This window comes from Prosthecobacter dejongeii (genome assembly GCF_014203045.1).
Lineage (GTDB): Bacteria > Verrucomicrobiota > Verrucomicrobiia > Verrucomicrobiales > Verrucomicrobiaceae > Prosthecobacter > Prosthecobacter dejongeii.
Genome location: NZ_JACHIF010000001.1, coordinates 330,178 through 350,028, shown reverse-complemented (window position 1 = coordinate 350,028; position 19,851 = coordinate 330,178). Strand labels below are relative to the sequence as shown.

The 19,851-nt window shown below is 54.8% G+C and carries 10 protein-coding genes; 3 read left to right on the top strand and 7 right to left on the bottom strand.

Translation table 11 applies throughout. The features are described 5' to 3' along the window. Nucleotide 1: 1 nt before the first annotated feature. From HNQ64_RS01140 to HNQ64_RS01110, 7 genes are read right to left on the bottom strand one after another with little or no spacing between them, the layout of a single operon-like run. Nucleotides 2–1,693, bottom strand: a complete 1,692-nt coding sequence (locus HNQ64_RS01140) for a GspE/PulE family protein (protein ID WP_184204449.1) — start codon at nucleotides 1,691–1,693, stop codon at nucleotides 2–4. Next, the gene (locus HNQ64_RS01135; protein WP_184204448.1) at nucleotides 1,690–2,274 is read right to left on the bottom strand and encodes a hypothetical protein; all 585 of its coding nucleotides are present in this window, start codon (nucleotides 2,272–2,274) and stop codon (nucleotides 1,690–1,692) included. Before HNQ64_RS01135 ends, HNQ64_RS01140 begins: the two co-directional genes overlap by 4 nt. A 35-nt stretch (nucleotides 2,275–2,309) precedes the next feature. Continuing rightward, nucleotides 2,310–4,058, bottom strand: coding sequence for a type II secretion system protein GspD (locus tag HNQ64_RS01130; protein ID WP_184204447.1), 1,749 nt, complete (start codon nucleotides 4,056–4,058; stop codon nucleotides 2,310–2,312). Continuing rightward, the gene (locus HNQ64_RS01125) at nucleotides 4,055–4,672 is read right to left on the bottom strand and encodes a hypothetical protein (RefSeq protein WP_184204446.1); all 618 of its coding nucleotides are present in this window, start codon (nucleotides 4,670–4,672) and stop codon (nucleotides 4,055–4,057) included. The genes HNQ64_RS01130 and HNQ64_RS01125 overlap by 4 nt, the downstream gene beginning before the upstream one ends. Further along, on the bottom strand, nucleotides 4,669–5,232 hold the full coding sequence (locus tag HNQ64_RS01120; RefSeq protein WP_184204445.1) for a hypothetical protein: 564 nt from the start codon (nucleotides 5,230–5,232) through the stop codon (nucleotides 4,669–4,671). Before HNQ64_RS01120 ends, HNQ64_RS01125 begins: the two co-directional genes overlap by 4 nt. A gap of 9 nt (nucleotides 5,233–5,241) precedes the next feature. Then, a complete protein-coding gene (locus tag HNQ64_RS01115; RefSeq protein WP_184204444.1) occupies nucleotides 5,242–7,080 on the bottom strand; it encodes a hypothetical protein in 1,839 nt (612 codons plus the stop codon). 59 nt (nucleotides 7,081–7,139) lie between these two features. Beyond that, complete coding sequence (locus HNQ64_RS01110) at nucleotides 7,140–7,565, bottom strand: type II secretion system protein (RefSeq protein ID WP_184204443.1); 426 nt, start codon at nucleotides 7,563–7,565, stop codon at nucleotides 7,140–7,142. A 506-nt stretch (nucleotides 7,566–8,071) separates the two neighbouring features. Here HNQ64_RS01110 and HNQ64_RS01105 point away from each other — a divergent pair. The 3 genes from HNQ64_RS01105 to HNQ64_RS01095 are packed head-to-tail and all read left to right on the top strand — an operon-like array spanning nucleotide 8,072 to nucleotide 19,850. Then, nucleotides 8,072–17,479 (top strand): DUF1800 family protein, encoded by a 9,408-nt coding sequence (locus HNQ64_RS01105; protein WP_184204442.1) that lies wholly within the window; start codon nucleotides 8,072–8,074, stop codon nucleotides 17,477–17,479. Nucleotides 17,480–17,520: 41 nt separating this feature from the next. Then, complete coding sequence (locus HNQ64_RS01100) at nucleotides 17,521–19,227, top strand: DUF1501 domain-containing protein (protein WP_184204441.1); 1,707 nt, start codon at nucleotides 17,521–17,523, stop codon at nucleotides 19,225–19,227. 20 nt (nucleotides 19,228–19,247) lie between these two features. Further along, nucleotides 19,248–19,850, top strand: a complete 603-nt coding sequence (locus HNQ64_RS01095; protein ID WP_184204440.1) for a hypothetical protein — start codon at nucleotides 19,248–19,250, stop codon at nucleotides 19,848–19,850. Nucleotide 19,851: the final 1 nt, after the last annotated feature.

Here is a 19,851-nt window from a genome sequence, read left to right as displayed (position 1 = left end):
CTTAGGATTCATAAGTGAGGTCCAGCACCTTCTTCAGTGCATCGAGGTCCGTTTTGCCTTCGGCCATGAGTTTTAGCCCATTGTCCCGCAGAGAAGGCAGGCCAGATTCACGGCGGACTTCCTGCTCCAGTTCAAAAGGGGTAATCTCACCCTTGGCCAGTTTGTCACCGATCTTGGGGCTGATGGGCAGGATCTCCAAGATGGCGGTACGGCCTGCATAACCACGGCCTTTGCATTCGGGACAGCCTTCTTTTCGGTGCACAAACACTGGGCGCTGAGCCCAGGCTGGATCCAGATGAAATAGGCGGATTTCGCGTTCTGGGATGCCCTCACGCTTCTCTCGGCAGGCGGGGCATAGCAGCTTCACTAGACGCTGGGCGCAGGCCGCTTTGAGCGTCTGGGCGATTTTCCACCGCTCCATGCCGAGCTGCTGAAAACGCTCAATGATCTGCGAGGCTCGGGGCGTGTGAATCGTGGTGAGTACTTTGTGGCCGGTGATGGCGGCCTCGATTGCGAGCTCGGCGGATTCACGGTCGCGCACCTCGCCCATGAGAATGACATCGGGGTCTGACCGCATGAAACTGGCGATCATGGGTTTGAACTCGGAGGAATCGCGCAAGTCACAGTGAGTGACGCCAGGGATCTCATCTTCCACCGGGTTCTCTAGGGTGAGGATGTTATCTTCGGGGTGGTTTAACTCACGCAGCATGGCATTGAGCGTGGTGGATTTCCCAGAGCCTGTGGGGCCAGACATGACGATGATGCCGGAAGGAACGGCCATGGCCTTGTCGAGCTCAAACAAAGTATCTTCATCAAAGGCAAGTGTGCCCATGCCGAGACGTGCTTCGAGATGCGTCTTATCGAGCAAGCGCATGGTCACATGGTAACCGCGGTAAGTGCGGTGCCGCTCATAACGCACCCCCACAGCACGCCCATAATAACTGGCGGTGAAGCGCCCCGAGATGCCGGGTCGTTTGCTGCGCTCCTCTGGGGCGAGACGCATCAAGTTGAGCAAAAAGGCGTCCACGCGATCCCGCAGTTTCACAGGCATTTCGACTCGGGCTCCTAAATCTCCATCCACTCGGAAACAGTACTGAAAACTGGTCTTTTCCGTCTTGATGTGGATGTCTGAGGCATGCTGCTTGATGGCATCACTGACCATGCTGGCCACGAGCTGAGCGATAGGCTCGTCATAGAGGCGAGTGACATCAAAGTCAGGGCTCTCATTGGAAAACTCTTCGACTTCCACCGCCTCAAGTTCTGCCCGACTCGGGCCAGATGAGTTGGAGGAGCCTTCGATGACGGCTGAGACCTCCGAAGCTAACGTGACGACTTTTAAAAGTTCATCTTCAGGAAAGCGGCTAGCGCAGTAGTCATCGGCCCGGTAGTCCCAGGGATTGGCGACGGCTAACAAAATTTGCTGAGAGCTGCGGCGCAGTGGCACGAACATGCCACGGGCAAGGACGACGGGGTCACAATAACCGACGAACTCTGCATCTGCCATTTCGCGGATCTGAGGAAATGCCGGGAGCCCTGAGGCACGACCAACGGCACCTAGGATGCGCGTCTTGGAGCATTTGCGCACCATGGCTTCATCCGAAAGGGTTTCATTCCCCGCTGTGGCAGCACGCAACTGGCTGATGATGAGCCGCTGGATGGTGTCATTGAATTCGATGCCGAGATTCAGGTTCATGCGGCAAAGTGATTTTGCATGAGGATCTGCCACGCGGGCAGGTCCATGAGGAAGGAGAATACAAACGGGGCGTCACCATCCGTTTCCCGGTTCAGCTCATGGCTGATCCAGAAGGAGGCGACGAGTGCAGATACAGGATTGATAGAGCCGATGTGGACGATGCTCGTCTCCCCAGCGAGAGTCGCGGGACAGCCCAGGGCTGCGCAAACAGGCCGTAGGCCAGAGCAGTGATCATACAGTGCGGTAGCTCTACCGGGTAGGGGGCCAAAGCTCCAGTAATGCACGCGATCATTCAGGCAATTGCGCAGCAGCTTTTGCATGCGGATGACTTCTCCTTCCTGGGTTAAGGAATGTTTTTGAGCCTGAACGTCCGCCACGTAAGTGAGAAAATCTGCCGGAGGGTGGGCGGAATTCAGGGCCGTGAGGTAAGCCGGGATCCAGGGGGCTGCTTCAGCCTCTGAGACATATCCTCCCTGCCGCAGGTGCTTGACCGTCGTTTGGGCGATGCGCTCCAACACGGGCTGCAGACTGAGGCGGTCCGTCTTAGCTGGAAGTGGAAAGCCGGTGATGGATTCAGTCATGTCAGAAATCAAAGGGGGCTTTTAGACTCTGCGGATTAGGGCGTGGTGTCGTCTTTTTTGCCAAAGAGCCGCTTCACCCAGGAGGACTTGGGGGTGACGCGAACAGTGGGAGCTTCAGGTGGGAAATCTGGGCTTTTGCTACTTGGCGTGGCATTCGGCCAGTCAGACTTGGGTAGCAGGACGGAGGCTTCACCAAGGTCTTCCGGCTGCATTCCGGAGTATTCGCGTGTGTGCCAATTCATCTCTGGGATAGCCGCAATGTCGGAGGCATCATAAACGCGTGGAGTGATGACAAAGACGAGGCTCACCTGCTCCAGTTTTTTCATGTCGGAACTGAAGAGTTTCCCCACCAGCGGGATGGTGCCCAGGACTGGAACCTTGTTATTGCCTTCGCTATTGCTGTAATCGTAAAAGCCGCCAAGGAATAAGGATTGACCCGCTGGGATTCGGCTGATGGCCTCCACTGTGGATTCGCTGACGCGGGGAAACAAATTGTTGGTTCGGCCAGGAATGAGCTCCACGATTTTAGCCACTCGTGGGCGCAGTTTCATACGCACGGTACCATCTGGCAGCAGAGTCGGGGTGACGGAAAGGGTCACGCCGATCTCGCGATTCTTTTCGGGCTCTTGCGTAGCACTGGGGTCTTCACTGTCGATTTTGTACCGCACTTTATCCGTGATGTTTTGGCCCGCCGCAGTGTTGCTGATATCGGAGGTGATGATGGGGAAGCGATCCACAATGGAAATGAGTCCTTGCTCATTATCTTCCGTGATGATGGTGGGGCAGGCTTCTTGGGTGACTAAGTCGGCTCCTTGCAAGGCGCGTAAAATCGCTTCGACCTGAACGTTGCTAAAGACCAGGCCTGCGCCTTCAGTATTCACTTGGTTGAGGCTGCTACTCAGATTATCCGGATCTCCGGTTCGGGTCAGTCGGCTAATATCCGGCAGATTAAAGAGGGCATTGAGGCTCTGGGAAATGGTAATGCTGGTGCCGTCTTCTCCGAGAGAACGACTCCAGTCCACGCCGACGTTACGGCCTTGATTGCGGCGAATGCGGAGGACGCGCACATTGACCATGATCTGCGGCTTGGCTTTATCAATCTCTTCCAACAGTTTACGCACACGCTCCAGTTTGATGGTGTTATCGCTAATCAAAAGCGTGTTGGTTTTTTCTTCGAACTCGATTTGACCCACCTCACGGGTGAGCATCGGTTTGATGATGGCTTTGAGTTTTTCAAAGTCGGAGGTGGGGCCCGATGAGCTTTCGCTACTGCTGCTACCTTCTTCCCCGCCACCCGCTCCGCTGGATGCTTGGGCAGACATGCTGCGGTTTAAAGGCGCTCCACGCAGATATTTGAGCTGATAACTCATGACTTCTACGGGCAGTTTGGCCAGTTGAGGTTCCGTCATGAGGCTGATGGAAGAGCGCTGCTGATAAACAAAGAGGCCGTGTGCGACGGCTAGGTCTTCCATTTGCTGACGGGGATCATCCAGCTTGAGATGGCCCGTGACATTGTACTGCGGGGTATTGAGGTCGTTGTTGTGGAAGAATTGCAGCCCCGCGCTGCGCGAGAGGTATTGGAAGACTTCATTGATGGGGGCGTTATCAATCCAGTAGCCGTCTTCTGGCTGCGCAGGCAGGCTGGATAGGCCACCGAGGCGTGCGGAAAGATCCACGGCTCCTACAGGTAGTGTTTGCAGGGGCTGAGGAACCGATTCCTGCTGCGCATTCGCGCTCAGGCTGAGACAGAGCAGAGACAGGAAACTGAGACGGCGAGTGTTCATGGTTTGGCGGGAGGTGCAGGTTCCACGGGAGTCATGCGGCTCTCGAACTGGGAAGCGATCTTTTGCAGCGGCTCGATGGCCAACTGAGGAATGACGTCATGTTTGAGCACGCCGGTCTCATCCCGTTTGAGATCTCTGAAAAGTAGCTGAGTGGCACTGACTTCGATGACCTGGGCTTGGAAAATTTCGCTTTTATAGACGAGTTCGATGACATCACCCTCACCCGCCTGACGACCTCCGATGAGGAACTCCCTCCGCTGTAGATTCACCCCATTGATCTTCAGAGTTTGTAGGGCTTGATTAAGCGTGATTTTTGGAGTGCTGCGGTAGATGTCTTCTTCGATGACGGGTGCATCATCTTCACGTGGGAAAGTCGAAAGACCGAAGGGGTCCATATTCCGCAGCCGTGAACTTAACTTTTGAGCCTGGGCTTCGATGCTTTCACCTTTGGGCAACAGCTCCGTCTTTGGCAACCAGGAGGCTTTCTCGCTGCCCATAAAAAGGGGCGCCCGCGTCGGCGAAGAAGGCTTACTTTTAGCTTTCGCTGTCTGTGCCTGTAGCTGTGGCAGGCAGAGGGCCAGCACCCAGAGGAAGAGTGTCGGTAGCCGGTTCATTTCTTTTCCTCCTCGGCTTTCCAGCAGGTATGGGTCATTTCGAGCACTAGATATTCCCGCTGGCTGATAAGTAGATCTGCCTTGCGGGTGATTTTCATGTCTTCCAAAATCGCCTGAGGCATGAGTGACTCCACCTGCAGGAGAGCTTCCTGCATGGGGCCTAGCCCACCTTGGAAGCTACTTTTGACCCGGGCTGCATCGGCCTTCACCTGCCGCCCAAAACGACCACGATCCAGTGGGAAAACGAGGCCACTTCTCTCCAGTTCGATCTCTTTGTACTTAGGTAGCAAGTTGTCGAGGATGCGCGTGAAAAGCTGGCCTGGATCTGCCTTCAAAATGGCTTTCTGATCTTCAAAGGTTTTGCGCTTGGGTGCGATTTCAGTCTCCAGTTTTTTCATCGCAGACAGGCGCTGTGTTTGCTCCTTGTAGCGTTCTTCCTTTTCCGCGCGCACGGTGGTCAACTTGCTGACTCCGGCCATGGCACCGGCTAACAGCAGACAATTGAAGATGGCAGGGGTGATGAGCCCGAAGCGAAGAATGGGCTGGGTGTAGGCGCTCATGAGTCCAGATTAAAAGGGTTTGGCGAGCGGGAGAGACAAGGTGTCTTTATCAGTGAGAGTTTGGGTCAGCGTGGCCTCGAAACTGAAAGGAAAAGCGAGGGTAGGATCGCGTGCGAGATCCCCTGGAGCAGCCTGCGTATCAAAGCGGGCATTCCGCCCTTGGGTGAGGGCGACGGTAAGCTGGCGTGTGGGGCTAGGGCGGTAAGAATCATCCCCAGTGGCCTCAGCCACTCGATCAAAAAAGGCACTGAGCCCACGTTGGCTGTTGAGCGTGCTTAGCAGTTCTAGAGCTTTAGGCTTCACCAGGCCTTTCAATGTCCAAGTGCGGCTGATGCCCACAGAGTCTGCGACGGCTCCTTTAGCCACGGGGGCAGCCGGGCGTGTCGCCTCAGCGTTGTATTGGAAACTTTCCAGCCTCACTCCTGAGTCCTCTGGGAAGAGCTGCAATAGAAATTCCAATGTGACCCACCCGCGCGAGCGTGGTTGCAGCAGACGTGAGGTGATATCGATTTGCTTCTTCTCTTCCAGTAGGGTGGTGTGCTGCGCCTGGGTTTTTTTCATCTGCTCGGGCGTCAATTCCCAGGAAGGATGATTCATGGCCGCAAAGAGCGAATAGGTGCCGTAGCCTGCTGTGCTGAGAAGCGCAAAGGCCAGCAGGTAAACAAGCCAGGAGGAAAAACGCAGAAGTCGCAAATCACTCTGCGCAGGATACAGGTTATCCAGTCGGCCAGTGTCCATGAAGCTCTGCCGCCCCCAGTTTCCCCATAGGGAACGGTAGGTCTCTGTCTGGGCTAGAGGCGCTTTACCTGTGCGCACTGGCTCCATCACCGCCGTGTCATAAATCAAAAATTCAGGGCGGTGACCAGGGATCTCCGTTAAGGCAGAGTGTTCAGCTAAATTCAGAGTTTCATACTCGACGGCATGACGGCTGGAATAGAGGTCCAGATCCTGTGAGGCAGCCTGCAAAGTGCTAGCCTGGGCAGAGACTAACAAGACCTTGGTGGATTCCAGTTCGGCCCCCATGGCCATGGTCCAAAGGATGTCGCCAAAGCCTGAAGGCACCTGTGAACCTCCGCGATGTGCTAGACTGCGCGCCGTTTGCAATTCTCCATCAGGGCTGATGGCAAAGACGGCCGTAAATTTGTAGAAAGAAATGGCGACGAGGCAGCCGCCAGTGATATCAGGACGCAGAATGGGCAGTGCCGCTAGACTTTCGAGTGCTGCACTGGTGACCGCGACACGGACGGGCATCCGCAGATCCTCTGCTGAGGCTAACAACTTTTGCAAAAAAGCTTCGCGGCTGCGTGACAGCATCATGGCCGTGCAGCGTGCCTGGCCTGTCGGTGCACCCCAGAAGGGCAAGAGCCGCCACGAATTCGCTTCCGAGGAAACTTCCCGGTCCGCTAAGACTTCACGGGGATCATCCACCAAATTGTAGCGGAGGATTTGAAAATCATCGCCAGTCTCTCCCACCACTTCTCCTGCCTGGGCGATTTCGGCGAGTGAAAACTCATCCGCAACATGGAGGATCACTCCCAGCGCTTTAGGCTTGTCATCGAAATAAGTCGAAGACATCAACTCTCCCAAGATTTCCCCGACACCTTCACCCGTGGTGAGATTGGCAAGGGGTAAATGAGGGCCGGGCCGCCAGCGATGATGCTGTTTTGAATAAGTGGCCGAACATACTTCACGACCACCGTCGAACCACAAATGCCACTGCCATGGCAGCTCCTCCGGCACCCGGTACCAATGACTGTCCGTGCCACGGCTCGTCTTGGATGCCACTGTGCGCGCCTGACGATAGATGTCAGCCGCTTTGAGTTCACAGGGATCCGTGATGTTGAGCATGGCCAAGAAAGGATAAGGACCAGGTGCGGAGGAAAATGCGACGGTCTTAGCCTACTGGATTACCAGTCCGTGGTGTCTGCAGCAGCCAACACGTGGGTGGAAGTAGGGCCAGTTCCTGCAAAGTCGCAGTTACCGTACGGCACGCCCACTGCTGGCACTGTGCCCTGCCAGGTGTAGTCACCGCCTGAGGGGCAGACGGGCTCATTCTCCATCAACTGCCCTGCTCCAAAGACACTCGCTTCAGCCAAGGTGGCAAGTGCGGCGAGGTTCTGCATGTTGGCACCAGAGCGGACAGCCTTTTGCACGGCAGCGAGCTGCATCTTGCATTTCGCTTTGTCAGCACCTTGGCGATAACTGCCGATGCCGAGGAAAACCACCGCAATCAGACCCAAAAGAAGGGCGATCACGAGGCTGATTTCGATGAGCGTCATCCCAGAGCGGTGAGCGAGACGACGTGAGTAAACGGTGTGGGTGTCGATTTTCATATTTGATTCGGATTTTTTGAAACCGAACTATAATTTCTATAATAATATCAAAAATGCAAAGAAAAAGGGTGGTATTTCTTATTGAACTACAAGGTTATGATTTACACCTATTGCATATCTAAAATTTAAACTGAGCAATAAATGGGTGAAAAATCATATTTGAGAAATAAGACGGCAGCCTGCAAGTGGCTCTCTCTTTTCAGCTTCTCATATTTCGTTTTCGAATCTTAAAGGTATCTAAACAGGTGCCGTGCTGAAAGATCGTTCAGTCATGAAAAGGAGAGACCTTTAAATCATAAGTCTTCATGCCTGTGCTTCACCTAGTCTGAACGTTGATAAAGTGATTTGCTTAATTAGCTACGTCACCCAAGCGGGGGATAATAAAGGGATTCATTATTGAAAAAGAATTTTGGAAATTCGTATTTGTTATGAATTCACCACTGCTCGCATCTTCATTATGTCGGACCTGGAAGGCGCTTCTCAGAACCTCCTCGGTAAAGAACTTCTTGTTAACTGCCTTGTTTTTATTGGGCGCAGCTCAGTGGGCTCAGGCTCAGGCTCCGGTAAAAGTGAACTTTGAATCCGGTGTGGTGACACTGTCTGGGGGGCAGGCGACTTCGACCACGTGGCAGACGGTGACCTTTACACGCAATTTTAATGGCATCATTCCTGTGGTGATCATGGGGCCTGCCCACAGTGTGGATACACACCCTCATACGGTGCGAGTACGCAATGTCACGGCCACGGGTTTTCAATGGCAGATTGATGAATGGGACTACCTCACAGGTGCGCATCCTGGTTCCATTACGGTGCATTTCTTTGCCATGACGCCTGGCACGCATGTGTTCGGCACCCAGCGCTGGCAGGTGGGCCGCGTGGCTGCGGTTAACCGCGCCAATACGACCGTGCCTTTGACAGGATTTATCAATGCGCCGATGGTGCTAACGCAGGTAGAAACAACGGTCAACGTGATTGCAGCGAACAATCCGCGCGCCTTAAAGACCCGTAATTCAGCCGTAACGTCCAGTGGGTTTGTGGTGAACCTGGAGACTCAGCAGAATTACACGACCGCGATTTCAAATGAAGGCATTGGTTACATCGCCGTCTCGGAAGGCATTGGTTATCTGGATGGTAAAGTACTGTGGTCTTACAGCCCCGGCACCGTGGGGAATGCGATCAAAACTTTTTACACAGGCCCTTTCACCAATCCTGTGGTCGTGGCGCAAACGCAGACAAAAAATGACACGGAGCCAGGTGATCTGCGGATGAGTAGCCTGCCGATTCTTTCGAATGGCTCTACCCGTGTTCAGTTCTCCTTTCAGGAGGAAACTTCGTCTAACTCCAATCTGACGCATGCGACAGAAACGGTGGCGGGTGTGTTTGTGGGGGACATGCCGGGGGAAAGCGCCGCGAAGCTGGTTTTTGGCAGTGTGAATATCAACCAGTCATCACCCACTCAGTGGTTTAAGGTGAATCTTGCCAGTGCTTACACTTCGCCCGTGGTGGTCTTTGGTCCCCTAACCAAAAATGATGCAACACCAGCAGGCATCCGTGTGCGCAATGTCTTGGCGGTGGATCCTGCGAATGGAAACAAGGCCAGCTTTGAATATCAATTGGATGAATGGGACTTTGCCGATGGTGTGCATGCTGCGGAGACGGCTAGCTACACGGTGATGGAAGCGGGAGTGTTCGCCATCGGTGGGCAGGTCGTGCAGGCAGGTGGGGTGGCTGGAGTCACGAATGCTGGGACGGTTCAATATCTGAGTGATAACTACTGGGCCAGTGATATCTACTACGAGCGTGAACCGGCCGTGTTTGCCCAGTGCGTGACCGTGAATGAAGCCAGTGCGGTGACGGCCCGCGTGGATAGCGTGGACACACTTTACTTCTGGCCCGTGAATTTCCGCGTGCGTCTCACGGAAGCTGAAAATGCAGATCAAACCCACGCAGGAGAAACTGTTCATTTCATTGTCATGCCTGGCGGTACGGGGCAGTTCATGAGCTCCAATAATAACTTCCGTTTTGCAACGGGCATCGGCACTTTGAGTTCAGTTACATCGGCGACTACTTTCGGCTCTAAGTATGCAGGGCCTGCTTTATTCGCAGCTGCGCAGGGCACCGCAGAGGCGAGCTTCCAGGTGGAAGGGTATTATGAAACAGGTTTGGCCAGTGATCTTGACCCCATCGTGGTCCGGCGTGGTCAGTTGAATGCTGCGGGGGTGAATTTAGTGGCAGATGAAGATGCCTCACCTGCTGCTGACAACGTGCACGCGGCTGAAAACGGTGCTTGGCTGGTCGTCCAGCAGGAAGCGGATGCTGATGGGGATGGCGTTTCTGATGCCATTGAAACACAGATGGGCACTAATCCTAGTTTGGCCACCAGTCCGGCCAATGCTTCAGGCGGCACTGCTTCAGATTGGGACACTCTTCAGAGTCTCTACTCTCTCACGGCGACGGTAACCGCGCCGACGGCTTATGAAACGGTGGATAAAAAAGCCTCCACCCTCGTTTCTTCACCCGCAGTAATTCAGCTCAGCCGCAGCTATGGCACCATGCAGTTAAATTTGCGCGTCACCGGTGAGGCGGGTAGCACCGACATCACCAAGGGAAATGCCATTGCCGCCGACTATTCCCTTTCAGGTGTGAGTGGGGGGAACCTACTGTTGCCAGCGGGCCAGGGGCTCACCGGTAGCCCTTATGTGGTGAATGTGAATCCTGTTCAAGATGCCTCGGTGGAAGTGCCAGAGAACCTGAAAGTGACTTTCGGACCCGTGCCTTCGGGGGTGAATCCAGCGGTGGTCACCTATCCTACTTATGTGCGTATTTGTGATGCGGATCCTTCCAATATCAATAACCGCACCATGTATGTGGCCTATCTTTCACGCGGCACGGGGGTTGTCTCCACCGGCTCTGGTGTGGCTGTAGCTCTTTTGGAAGGGGATAACAATGACGCCAAAACTAGTGTGAACGTGAGCGGCCTCAGTTCTCCACAAAACACCACCTACCTGCGCATCAACAATGACCAGGATATTCGTAACAACTTAGGTGTCGGGCAGATCAATAACGTCACTTGGCTCATCCGTGCGGCGGCTTCTGAGACCACCGATCAAGCCATGCTGGATGCGCTGAATGCAGGTCGTATTTACGTGGATATCAATACGGTGAACTACACCGCTGGGGAAATCTTTGGCTTCTTCAATGCCGCTCAGGGATCAGAAGATTTTGATCCAGATCGTCCCGACTTGGATGAACCTGCTTTGCCAGGAAGTCTGACCGCCACTGAGGCTGAGCGGGATATCTATCGCTTCCTGGACCAGTGTACTTTTGGTGCCAATTCTTCCTCTTACAATGAGGTGAAAGCAGAGATCGAATTGGTGGATGGAACTTTGAGCGATGGCTGCACCGCTGCGAATCTCATTCTTGGTTATACCAATTGGTTGAATAAGCAGATGGACCCAAGCACGACTCCTTCTCCTAGCTTTTTGACCTTGGTCATGTCGGCAGACAATGAAGAATTCGCCATGCGCGGTGCCAAGCCGATCCAGGCTGGTAATGATCCTCAGTTTGCCAGCTCTGGCTTCGCCGCCAGTTATGATAGCTACGGCAATCTGACGAACCCTTACAATAACAGTACGAACAACGCGTTCAGTTTTAACTCACCTCAAAATAGCGCCAATCGCCGCCGCGAGTGGTGGACCATGGTGCTTCAGTCCAAGGCTCAAGTGCGCCAGCGCATGGCAGCAGCTCTTCAGGAAATCGTCGTGATTTCAGAAAATGACAGCACCGTTGGTGCTCGTCATTACGGGGCGGCAAATTACTGGGACATGCTGGCTCAGGGGGCTTTCGGCAAATACCGGGATCTTCTCGAAAAGGTGACTTACAGCCCCATGATGGGGGTTTACCTCAGCCACCTGCGCAATCGCGCACGCTACACCAGCGGTGGTGTTGAGATCTCTCCAGACGAAAACTACGCGCGTGAAATCATGCAGCTTTTCACGGTTGGCCTGGTGCTGCGCCATCCAGATGGCAGCCTAGTTCTTGGTCAAAATGGTCTGCCGATTCCCACGTATGATCAGACGGATATCACAGAACTGGCACGTGTCTTAACCGGGCTGACCTATGGCGCACGCCATGCGGCCATCACGGTCCGGCGCAACAGCTCTCAAGGAAATGTGCTGGTGCCATCCAGTGTGAGCGCTAGCCCGCAGATCGAGTTTCAGGGCGTGAACTTTACCGACTTCGGCATCGGTGGCGGGGAGACTTGGTATCAAGCTTCATGGATCTACCCGATGAAGGCACTGGGCCGTGTCAATGGCATCAACTACCATGACTTTAATCCTTATGTAAACTCGCTCGGCGAAGTTTCATCCACCGTCTCAAAAGTGCTCTTTGCGGGTAAGGAAGGGGAAACTCAATTGCCTTTGGTCAATACCTTGGGCTTATCGGATGTGCAGACGCATCCTCTGGCAGATGAAGATCTTCGTCTGGCTCACAATGCGCTGGCGGGTGATCCGAATGCAGGGTCTTACAATGGCCATCAGAACACCCCGGTGTTCATCTCCCGGCTGCTCATCCAGCGTCTTACAACTTCCAACCCGAGCCCCGGTTACCTGTATCGCGTGAGCGAAGTTTATCGCAGTTCCAATGGCAATCTGGGCGAAGTCCTGAAAGCCATCTTACTGGACTATGAAGCCCGTTCGCTGGCGGTGGCAGATAGCCTGGTGGGGGCAGGTAAGCTCAAAGAGCCGCTGATCCAATACGCGTCCCTGTTCCGCACCTTGAAGGCATACAGCAACGCGCCTCTTTCCAATCTGGTGAACATGAAGCTGCCTTTCAGCGGTGCCGATAGCCCGATGGTGACGTCTTACCCCGCTTCGGAGGCTGCTGCTTTCATTCCAGGTGCCACACGCATTCGTTTGAATGACCAGACCGGCGCCATCGGCCAATCGCCTCAGAAAGCACCGAGCGTGTTTAACTGGTTCCTACCGGACTACGTGCAGCCAGGCCCTATGGCCAATGCGGGCCTGTTTGGTCCAGAGCTTCAGATCAATACAGAAAGTAATCTGGTGAATCGTGTGAACCGCCACTATGCCCTTACCTGGATGGGGTTAACGGGTGCCTTCCCTGGATTTGGCCTTGATGATTTCGTTACCAATTCAGCCAACACGGCTGCGCAGGTGCAGACCAGTGTGACGACTCTTACCTTTGACTCTACCAACTGGAATATTCCCCAGAGCGTGACGGTTCGAGGACTTGAAAATCAAGGTGCCGATGGCACCCGGCCCACTTCCATTCTGCATACGATGGCGAGTGCAGACGTGAACTTTGCAGGCAACTACACTCCGCCTATCAATTTCACAGTCTCAGACAATGACACGACAACGGCCAAATTGGTAGCCATCAGCCAGAGCGGCGGTAGCAGCACAGTGGTGGAAGGTGGCGCGACGGACACTTACACCGTCATGCTGTCAGCTCCTCCCGCTGCGGGCCAAACCGTGACCGTGACGCCAAATGCAGTCAGTGCCATCCAAGTCGCTTCAGCTCCTGCTGCGAGCGCAGATGTCACTTTCTCTCCTGCTTCGGTGACCTTCAATACTACCAACTGGAATACCCCTCAGGTCATCACCCTGACGGCTAACAATGATACCGTGGTAAACAGCTTCTTGGCAGGCTCTGCACCTCTCAATACACGAGTAGCGACTGTGTGCCACGCCATCACCAGCGGGGACGCTGCCTACAACGGTCTCCAGGTTTCTGACTTCAACTGCGCCGTCACGGATAATGATGTGGGCCGTCGGTTCATCCCTACCAAAGCAAGCACCACAGGAGTCGCTGTCGTGACGGAGGGTAGCACCACGGATACCTACACCGTGGCTTTTGCCAGCGGCACTGCCCCGACGGCCAATGTGACGGTCACTTTCACCTACGATCCTAACATCGTGGATATCACCTCCACCGATTCTACGTTGCTGAAACCTTCGGCTGGCGTGGCGACGCTGACCTTTAACGGTAGCACTTACACAGGTAATAAAACTGTCACCATCAGCGCGGTGGATGATGTGAATTTTGAAGGTGTTCAGTTCACTCAGATCACTCACTCCACAGCCAGCACAGATGCCACTTACAATGCCCTACCATGCGCACCGATGGATGTGCGTGTGAATGACAATGACAGTGCTGCTAACAATGGAATCTCCATCACCCAGACCTGGGGAAGCACGAATGTGGTGGAAGGAGGTCTGACAGATACCTACTTTGTGGTGCTCAACAAAGCCCCCACAAATACAGTCACGCTTACCTGGAGTGGTAACAACGGCGATGTTGCAGGGATTGGGAATCTTACCTTCACCACGGCGAATTGGTGGGTGCCACAGACCATCACCGTATCTGGCACAGATGATCTGAGTGTAGAATCTACCCACATCAGCGAAATCAAATACACCGCTAGTGGAGGCGGCTACAGCAATGTGGCCACCCTCAATGCCAATGTGGGTGATAACGACATCAATTCCTCTGCGGGCATCCAACTCGTCCAAAGCTCTGGAACCACTGCGGTGAGCGAAGGTGGTGCTACGGATAGCTTCACCGTGAAACTCACAGGGGCGCCTAACAATGACGTGGTAGTGGCCATGACAGCGACCCCGGCTGGGCAACTCAGCCTTTCGAATTCCACGCTCACCTTCAATCCAGCGAACTGGGATACCGCCCAAACGGTGACCGTGACGGCTACGGATGATACCGTGACTGAAGGTGCCCAGACCGCAGCTCTTGCCTTTGCGGTGACCAGCACGGATTCTCGGTACAATACCTTTGTGATATCAGACGTGAGTGTGGCTGTGACCGATAACGATAATGGCTCGCGCATTGTCCTCGCAGAGACGGCTGGTTCTACCACTGTCACAGAAGGCGCAGCTACGGATATCATCAATGTGAGCCTCAGTGGACCGGCTGCACCTGGTGCCAATGTGGTGGTGAATCTTGCCTCCACAGGCCAGACCAGCTTCACTCCGAATACGCTGACCTTTACCCCAGCGAACTGGACCACGGCCCAATCCGTCACCGTCACTGCCGTCAATGATGCCACGGCAGAGGCCAATGGGGTGGATACGATCACCGCTTCCACAAATGCCAGCCAGCCTGCGGGTTTTGTGAGCCTGAGTTCGACCGTCGTCGCGAATGTCTTTGATAATGATGACATCAATAGCGGTGCAGGCGTGGTGCAGATCCTCCAAACCAATGGAGCCACCCGTGTGCATGAAAGCGGCATGACCGATACCATCGAAGTGGCTCTCAGAAGAGCACCTTCGGCCGATGTGACGCTGACACCCACGCTTTCGGTCGCTAATCAAGTGATCTTGTCCACTGGTGCGCTGACGTTCACGCCTAACAATTGGTTTGTACCCCAAACAGTGACCATCACTGCTGTCGAGGATGCTGCCGTGGAAAGTGCTCATTCCACCGTATTGACCTACACCGCCAGTGCTACGGGAGGTTACGTCATCCAGGATTTCTCGACGGTTACCGTTGCAGTGGGCGACAACGAGTCTCTTCAGCCTTCGGTGAATGTGACTCCCACCTCGGGCAGTGTGACGGAAGGTGGCAGCACCTTTACCTATAACATCACCTTGGGAGCCGCACCTCTCAGCGGAGCCACTGTGCGCGTGACCCCTGCCGCCTGGTTATTGAATGCGGCGAATGGAACCGCCCAGGTGACCTTCAATCCGACTTCGGTAGATTTCACGAGCGCCACCTCTGGTGGCACCGCCTGGAATCGCACGGCCACCATCACCGTCACAGCGGTGGATAGCACCGCTGCTGAGGCTGCGCTGGATCTCGCCATTGTGAATTCCACCACGATCATCGCTGGCACGGATGCACGCTACAATGGCATGGTGGCAGCCGATGTGAACGTCACGGTGAATGACAATGATACCACCGGGCGCATCGTCATCACTCAAACGGACAATTCCACGCTGGTGCTGGAAGATGCTGGAACAGATACGGTGAACATCGCACTGGCAGGTCCAGTTCCTCCGGCAGATGTCACGGTGAATCTGGGCCGCGCTGGCACCCAGTTCCGCTATCGTGTGAATGGAAATCTCTTCGATACGACCACGCTGACTTTTACCCCAGCGAACTACACCACCGCTCAAACGGTCACCCTCATTTCCACGGCGGATACTGGCAGTGAGGGGGTGCATGCAGACACACTGAATGCGACGACTCTGGCCAGCAGCCCTGCCGGTTACGCCAGCCTCACCACCACTCAGCCTGTCCGTATCCTGGACAGTGATGATCTGGCTCGTGCGCTGATTTCAATCGTCCAATCCGGCGGCAATACACGCGTCGTCGAGGCCGGTGGCACAGATACCTACACCGTCGTGCTCCGCCGCGCTCCATCGGCAGATGTGACCTTGTCCTGCTTCTACAACCCAACGCAGCTCAGTCTCTCCGCGACGAATCTGGTCTTCACACCTGCGAACTGGAGCCAGCCACAAACAGTCACGGTGACAGCCGTGGATGACACGGATATTGAAAATGCCCATAACTCGACCATCAACTATGTGGCCAGCAGCACAGGGGGTTATCGTGTGACAGATACCGCCACAACGGGTGCGGTGTTGATTGGTGATAACGATGTGTTTGGCACGGCCTTGGTGAATGTGACGGAGAGTGGTGGTTACACCTGGTTGGCAGAAAATAGCCAGCCTTCAGATACCTACACCATCGTGCTGGGTTCTAAACCGCAGGGAAATGTGACCATCACCCCACAGGCTAACAACGCCATCGGTGGTGCGAACTTGGTGACCTTCTCCCCAGCCGCTATCACCTTCACCGATGCGAACTGGAGCACTCCGCAAACTGTGACGGTGAATCTGGCGACGAGCGCGACGAATAACTCCAACCGCGCCGTCTTCATCGGGCACAAGATCGCGTCCACAGATCTGAACTACCAGTTCTACTCCGTGCCAAGCGTCAACGCCATCATCACGGATGCCAATGAAACATCCGCCACCGTCGGTATCATCCCCACGGGTTCTGGCACGACGGTGAATGAAGGTTCCGTTGGGAATTCAGACACCGTTTATGTCTTCTTGAGAAAACCTCCAACAGCCACCGTCATTGTGACGCCTACTGTGGCTGCGGGTCAGGCCACTTGCTCACCGGCCACGTTGAGCTTCACCACAGCGAACTGGAATCAGCCTCAGATCTTGACCTTGACGGCGGTGGATGACACGACGCTGGAGGCACCTCCGCAGACAGCGGTGCTCACCTGCACGCCTAATGCTGCTGGTGGTTACGCAGTCACCGGAGTGGGCACACTGACGGTCACCATCAATGACAACGATGCGACTGGTAGCCTTATCATTACTCAGAATGGCACGGATGTGCAGGAAGGCGATGGCATCACCTACACCATTCGTCTTTCCAGTGCTCCTACAGCACCGGTTACAGTGACCATCATCACGGAGAAACATGCTCGTCCAAATGCCAACCTCGCTTTTGAGTTTGGTTACTTCGCTAGCAATGCCACTGGCAGTAATCAGCAGAAGGATAACCTGCTCTTTGATTGGTCAGAGCTCACAGGCATCTACACGGCGGCTTATACGGCCGCCCGTGGAGCCACTCCTGAGTCAACGACGACCGCGCCTGCGGGGCACTTGGCTGGATCGAAAGCCGTGATTGATAAGCTGGATCTCTACTGGGGCGGTGGGCGCTTCAAGGCCAAGTGGCCAGATGGAGCCTCGCTAACGGATAATCCGCGGCAGGTCATCATTGATGGCATCTACAACAGCTACAGCCTGACGCGCCTTTCCACGGATGTCACCAACTTTAACAATGAGGTGCGCGACCGCTGCCGCTTCGCTGCCTATCTCATGTCCATTTCACCCTCGGCTGTCACCTCACACTGATGGATCTTCACTCGTCACCGCAACTTTAGAACTACGTCTTTATGAATCTCTCTTTTCGCAAGACCCTTGATCGGAGTAAGCCTAACCGTCGTGATTTCCTGGTGCAGAGCTCCTGTGCTACTTTGGGGATCACCAGCATGGTGAATACCTTGTCTCAACTCCAGCTTGTCGGTTCTGCCGCTGCTGCCGGTGGGCCGAATGACTTCAAAGCCTTGGTGTGCATTTTCCAAGGAGGTGGCAATGATTCCAATAACATGCTGATTCCTCGCGGGGCCAGCGCTGCACGCTCTCATTATGAGCTTTATCGGGGTATTCCCACTTACGCCGGCGGGACAGGTGGCTTGGCTGTGCCAAATGCAGAGTTAGGTCTCACCGCCATCACGCCAGATAACCCGGGTGCTTATGACCCCGGTGCAGGTTATACCAATAATGACCTCGCCATCCATCCTGCCTGTGAGGGCTTAAAGTCTCTTTTCGATTCCCAGGACCTCGCCTTCGTGACCAATGTGGGCACGCTCACACAACCTGGGGTAACGCGGGCGAATTTTGCGGCTTTAGCTCCCACCAAACCACCCCAACTCTTCTCGCATGCAGACCAGGTGCTGCAATGGCAGTCTTCCATCGCAGATCAACCCTTCACCAGCGGCTGGGGTGGGCGCATTGCGGATCTCTTGGACGCGGCGAGCAACACGAACTCGGCGGGACTTGCCATGGGCGTTTCCATCGCCGGGGTAAACAGCTTCCAGGTTGGGACGAGTGAGCAGCCTTTTGTGATGAGCACCGCAGGGGCGCTGGACTTCGATGGTTATGGACCAAGCAACGTTGGTTATGCCGATGCTCTCACGAATGTGACTTTGAAACCCTTCTTGCCAGGTGCCAATGGTTACGATCCTCTGACCAGCACCAATTATAAAGCTACGGGCCAGGGGTGGCGGCTGAAAGCACTGGAAAAGCTCATGGCGATGAATCACGCCAATCTCTTCGATGCCTCCTACCAAAACACCGCGAAAACTGCCCGAGTGACTGAAGGGGTCGTCGCAGATACCCTCGCTTACACCAATGGCACCGTGGGCCCCACCCTGGATGCCTACTTCACCGCAGCCTTTGGTGGCAATGCGAACTCAGCGAATACGGACTTTGCAAACCAGCTAAAAATGGTGGCACGGCTGATCATCGGTAACTACGCCCTGCTGCAAGATGGTAAACCGGCAAATAATCGCCAGACCTTCTTCATCCAGCAAGGTGGGTATGATACTCATGCTTCGCAGATCGCGATCAATGGCAACAACACCGTCAATACTGGAGTGGGCCAGTTCGCGCTTCTAAACGTGCTGAGCCGCTCCATCAAAGGATTCTATGACTCAATCGTAGGGCACCCGCGTGGAGGACTGGCATTGTGGAATGCGGTCATGGGCTTCACGGCCTCAGACTTTACCCGCACCTTCACGCCTAACAAAACAGATTCCACCGGCGGTTCCGACCACGGCTGGGGAGGCCACATGATGGTGATGGGGGGGGCAGTGAAAGGCAAAAAAATCTATGGCACCTTCCCGCTCCTAGAGGTGGATGGCGGCATTGACTGCACCGGCTCCCGTGGCCGCTGGATCCCCAGCACCTCGGTGGACCAGTATGCGGCTAAGATCGCTGAATGGGTAGGTGTGCCTCCGGCTCAGATTGATGCGGTGTTCCCCAACTTATCCCGTTTTGGCCCCGGCACGAACTTGGATTTTGTTGACCTGACGATCTGATCTCCTTCACACTGCGAGTCATGCCGGGTGCTAGACCAGCTCGTTTTTATCTTTGGGTGGCGGCCTTCGTTTTAACGGTGGCCGCCGTCTTTATCACCACATGGTTGGCGCTGGCTCCTCCGGCGCCAGCACCGCCGCCAGTGGCGAAAAAGATCAAGCGTGCGCCGCCTCCTGCGGAGCCATTGTTACCATCCACGGCACCACCATCGCCAGGGCCTACGGACCCGATGAGCATTGACCCTGAGATCCAGAGAATGGCCGATGATCTCGCTGCGAAAACTCAGTCTCCTGCTCGCGATCTAGAGTTGGTGGACGAGTTCATCGAGATGTATCGCAAGGTTTTTCAACAGGGCAATCCCATCGGCCTCAATGAAGACATCACGGCGGTGCTCACCGGTCGAAATGCCAGCCAGGGTATTCTCTTTCCTCCGGGTAATCCGATGATCGTCAAAGGGCAGTTGGTGGACAGATGGGGCACCCCTTATTGGTTTCACCCGAATAGCAGTTACCAGATGGAAATCCGCTCCGCAGGGCCAGATAAAAACCTTTTTACTCCGGACGATGTGGTCAAAAATCCAGGTCCGGACAATATGGGGATCGGCTCTGGCTTGGCGCAGCCCTGAT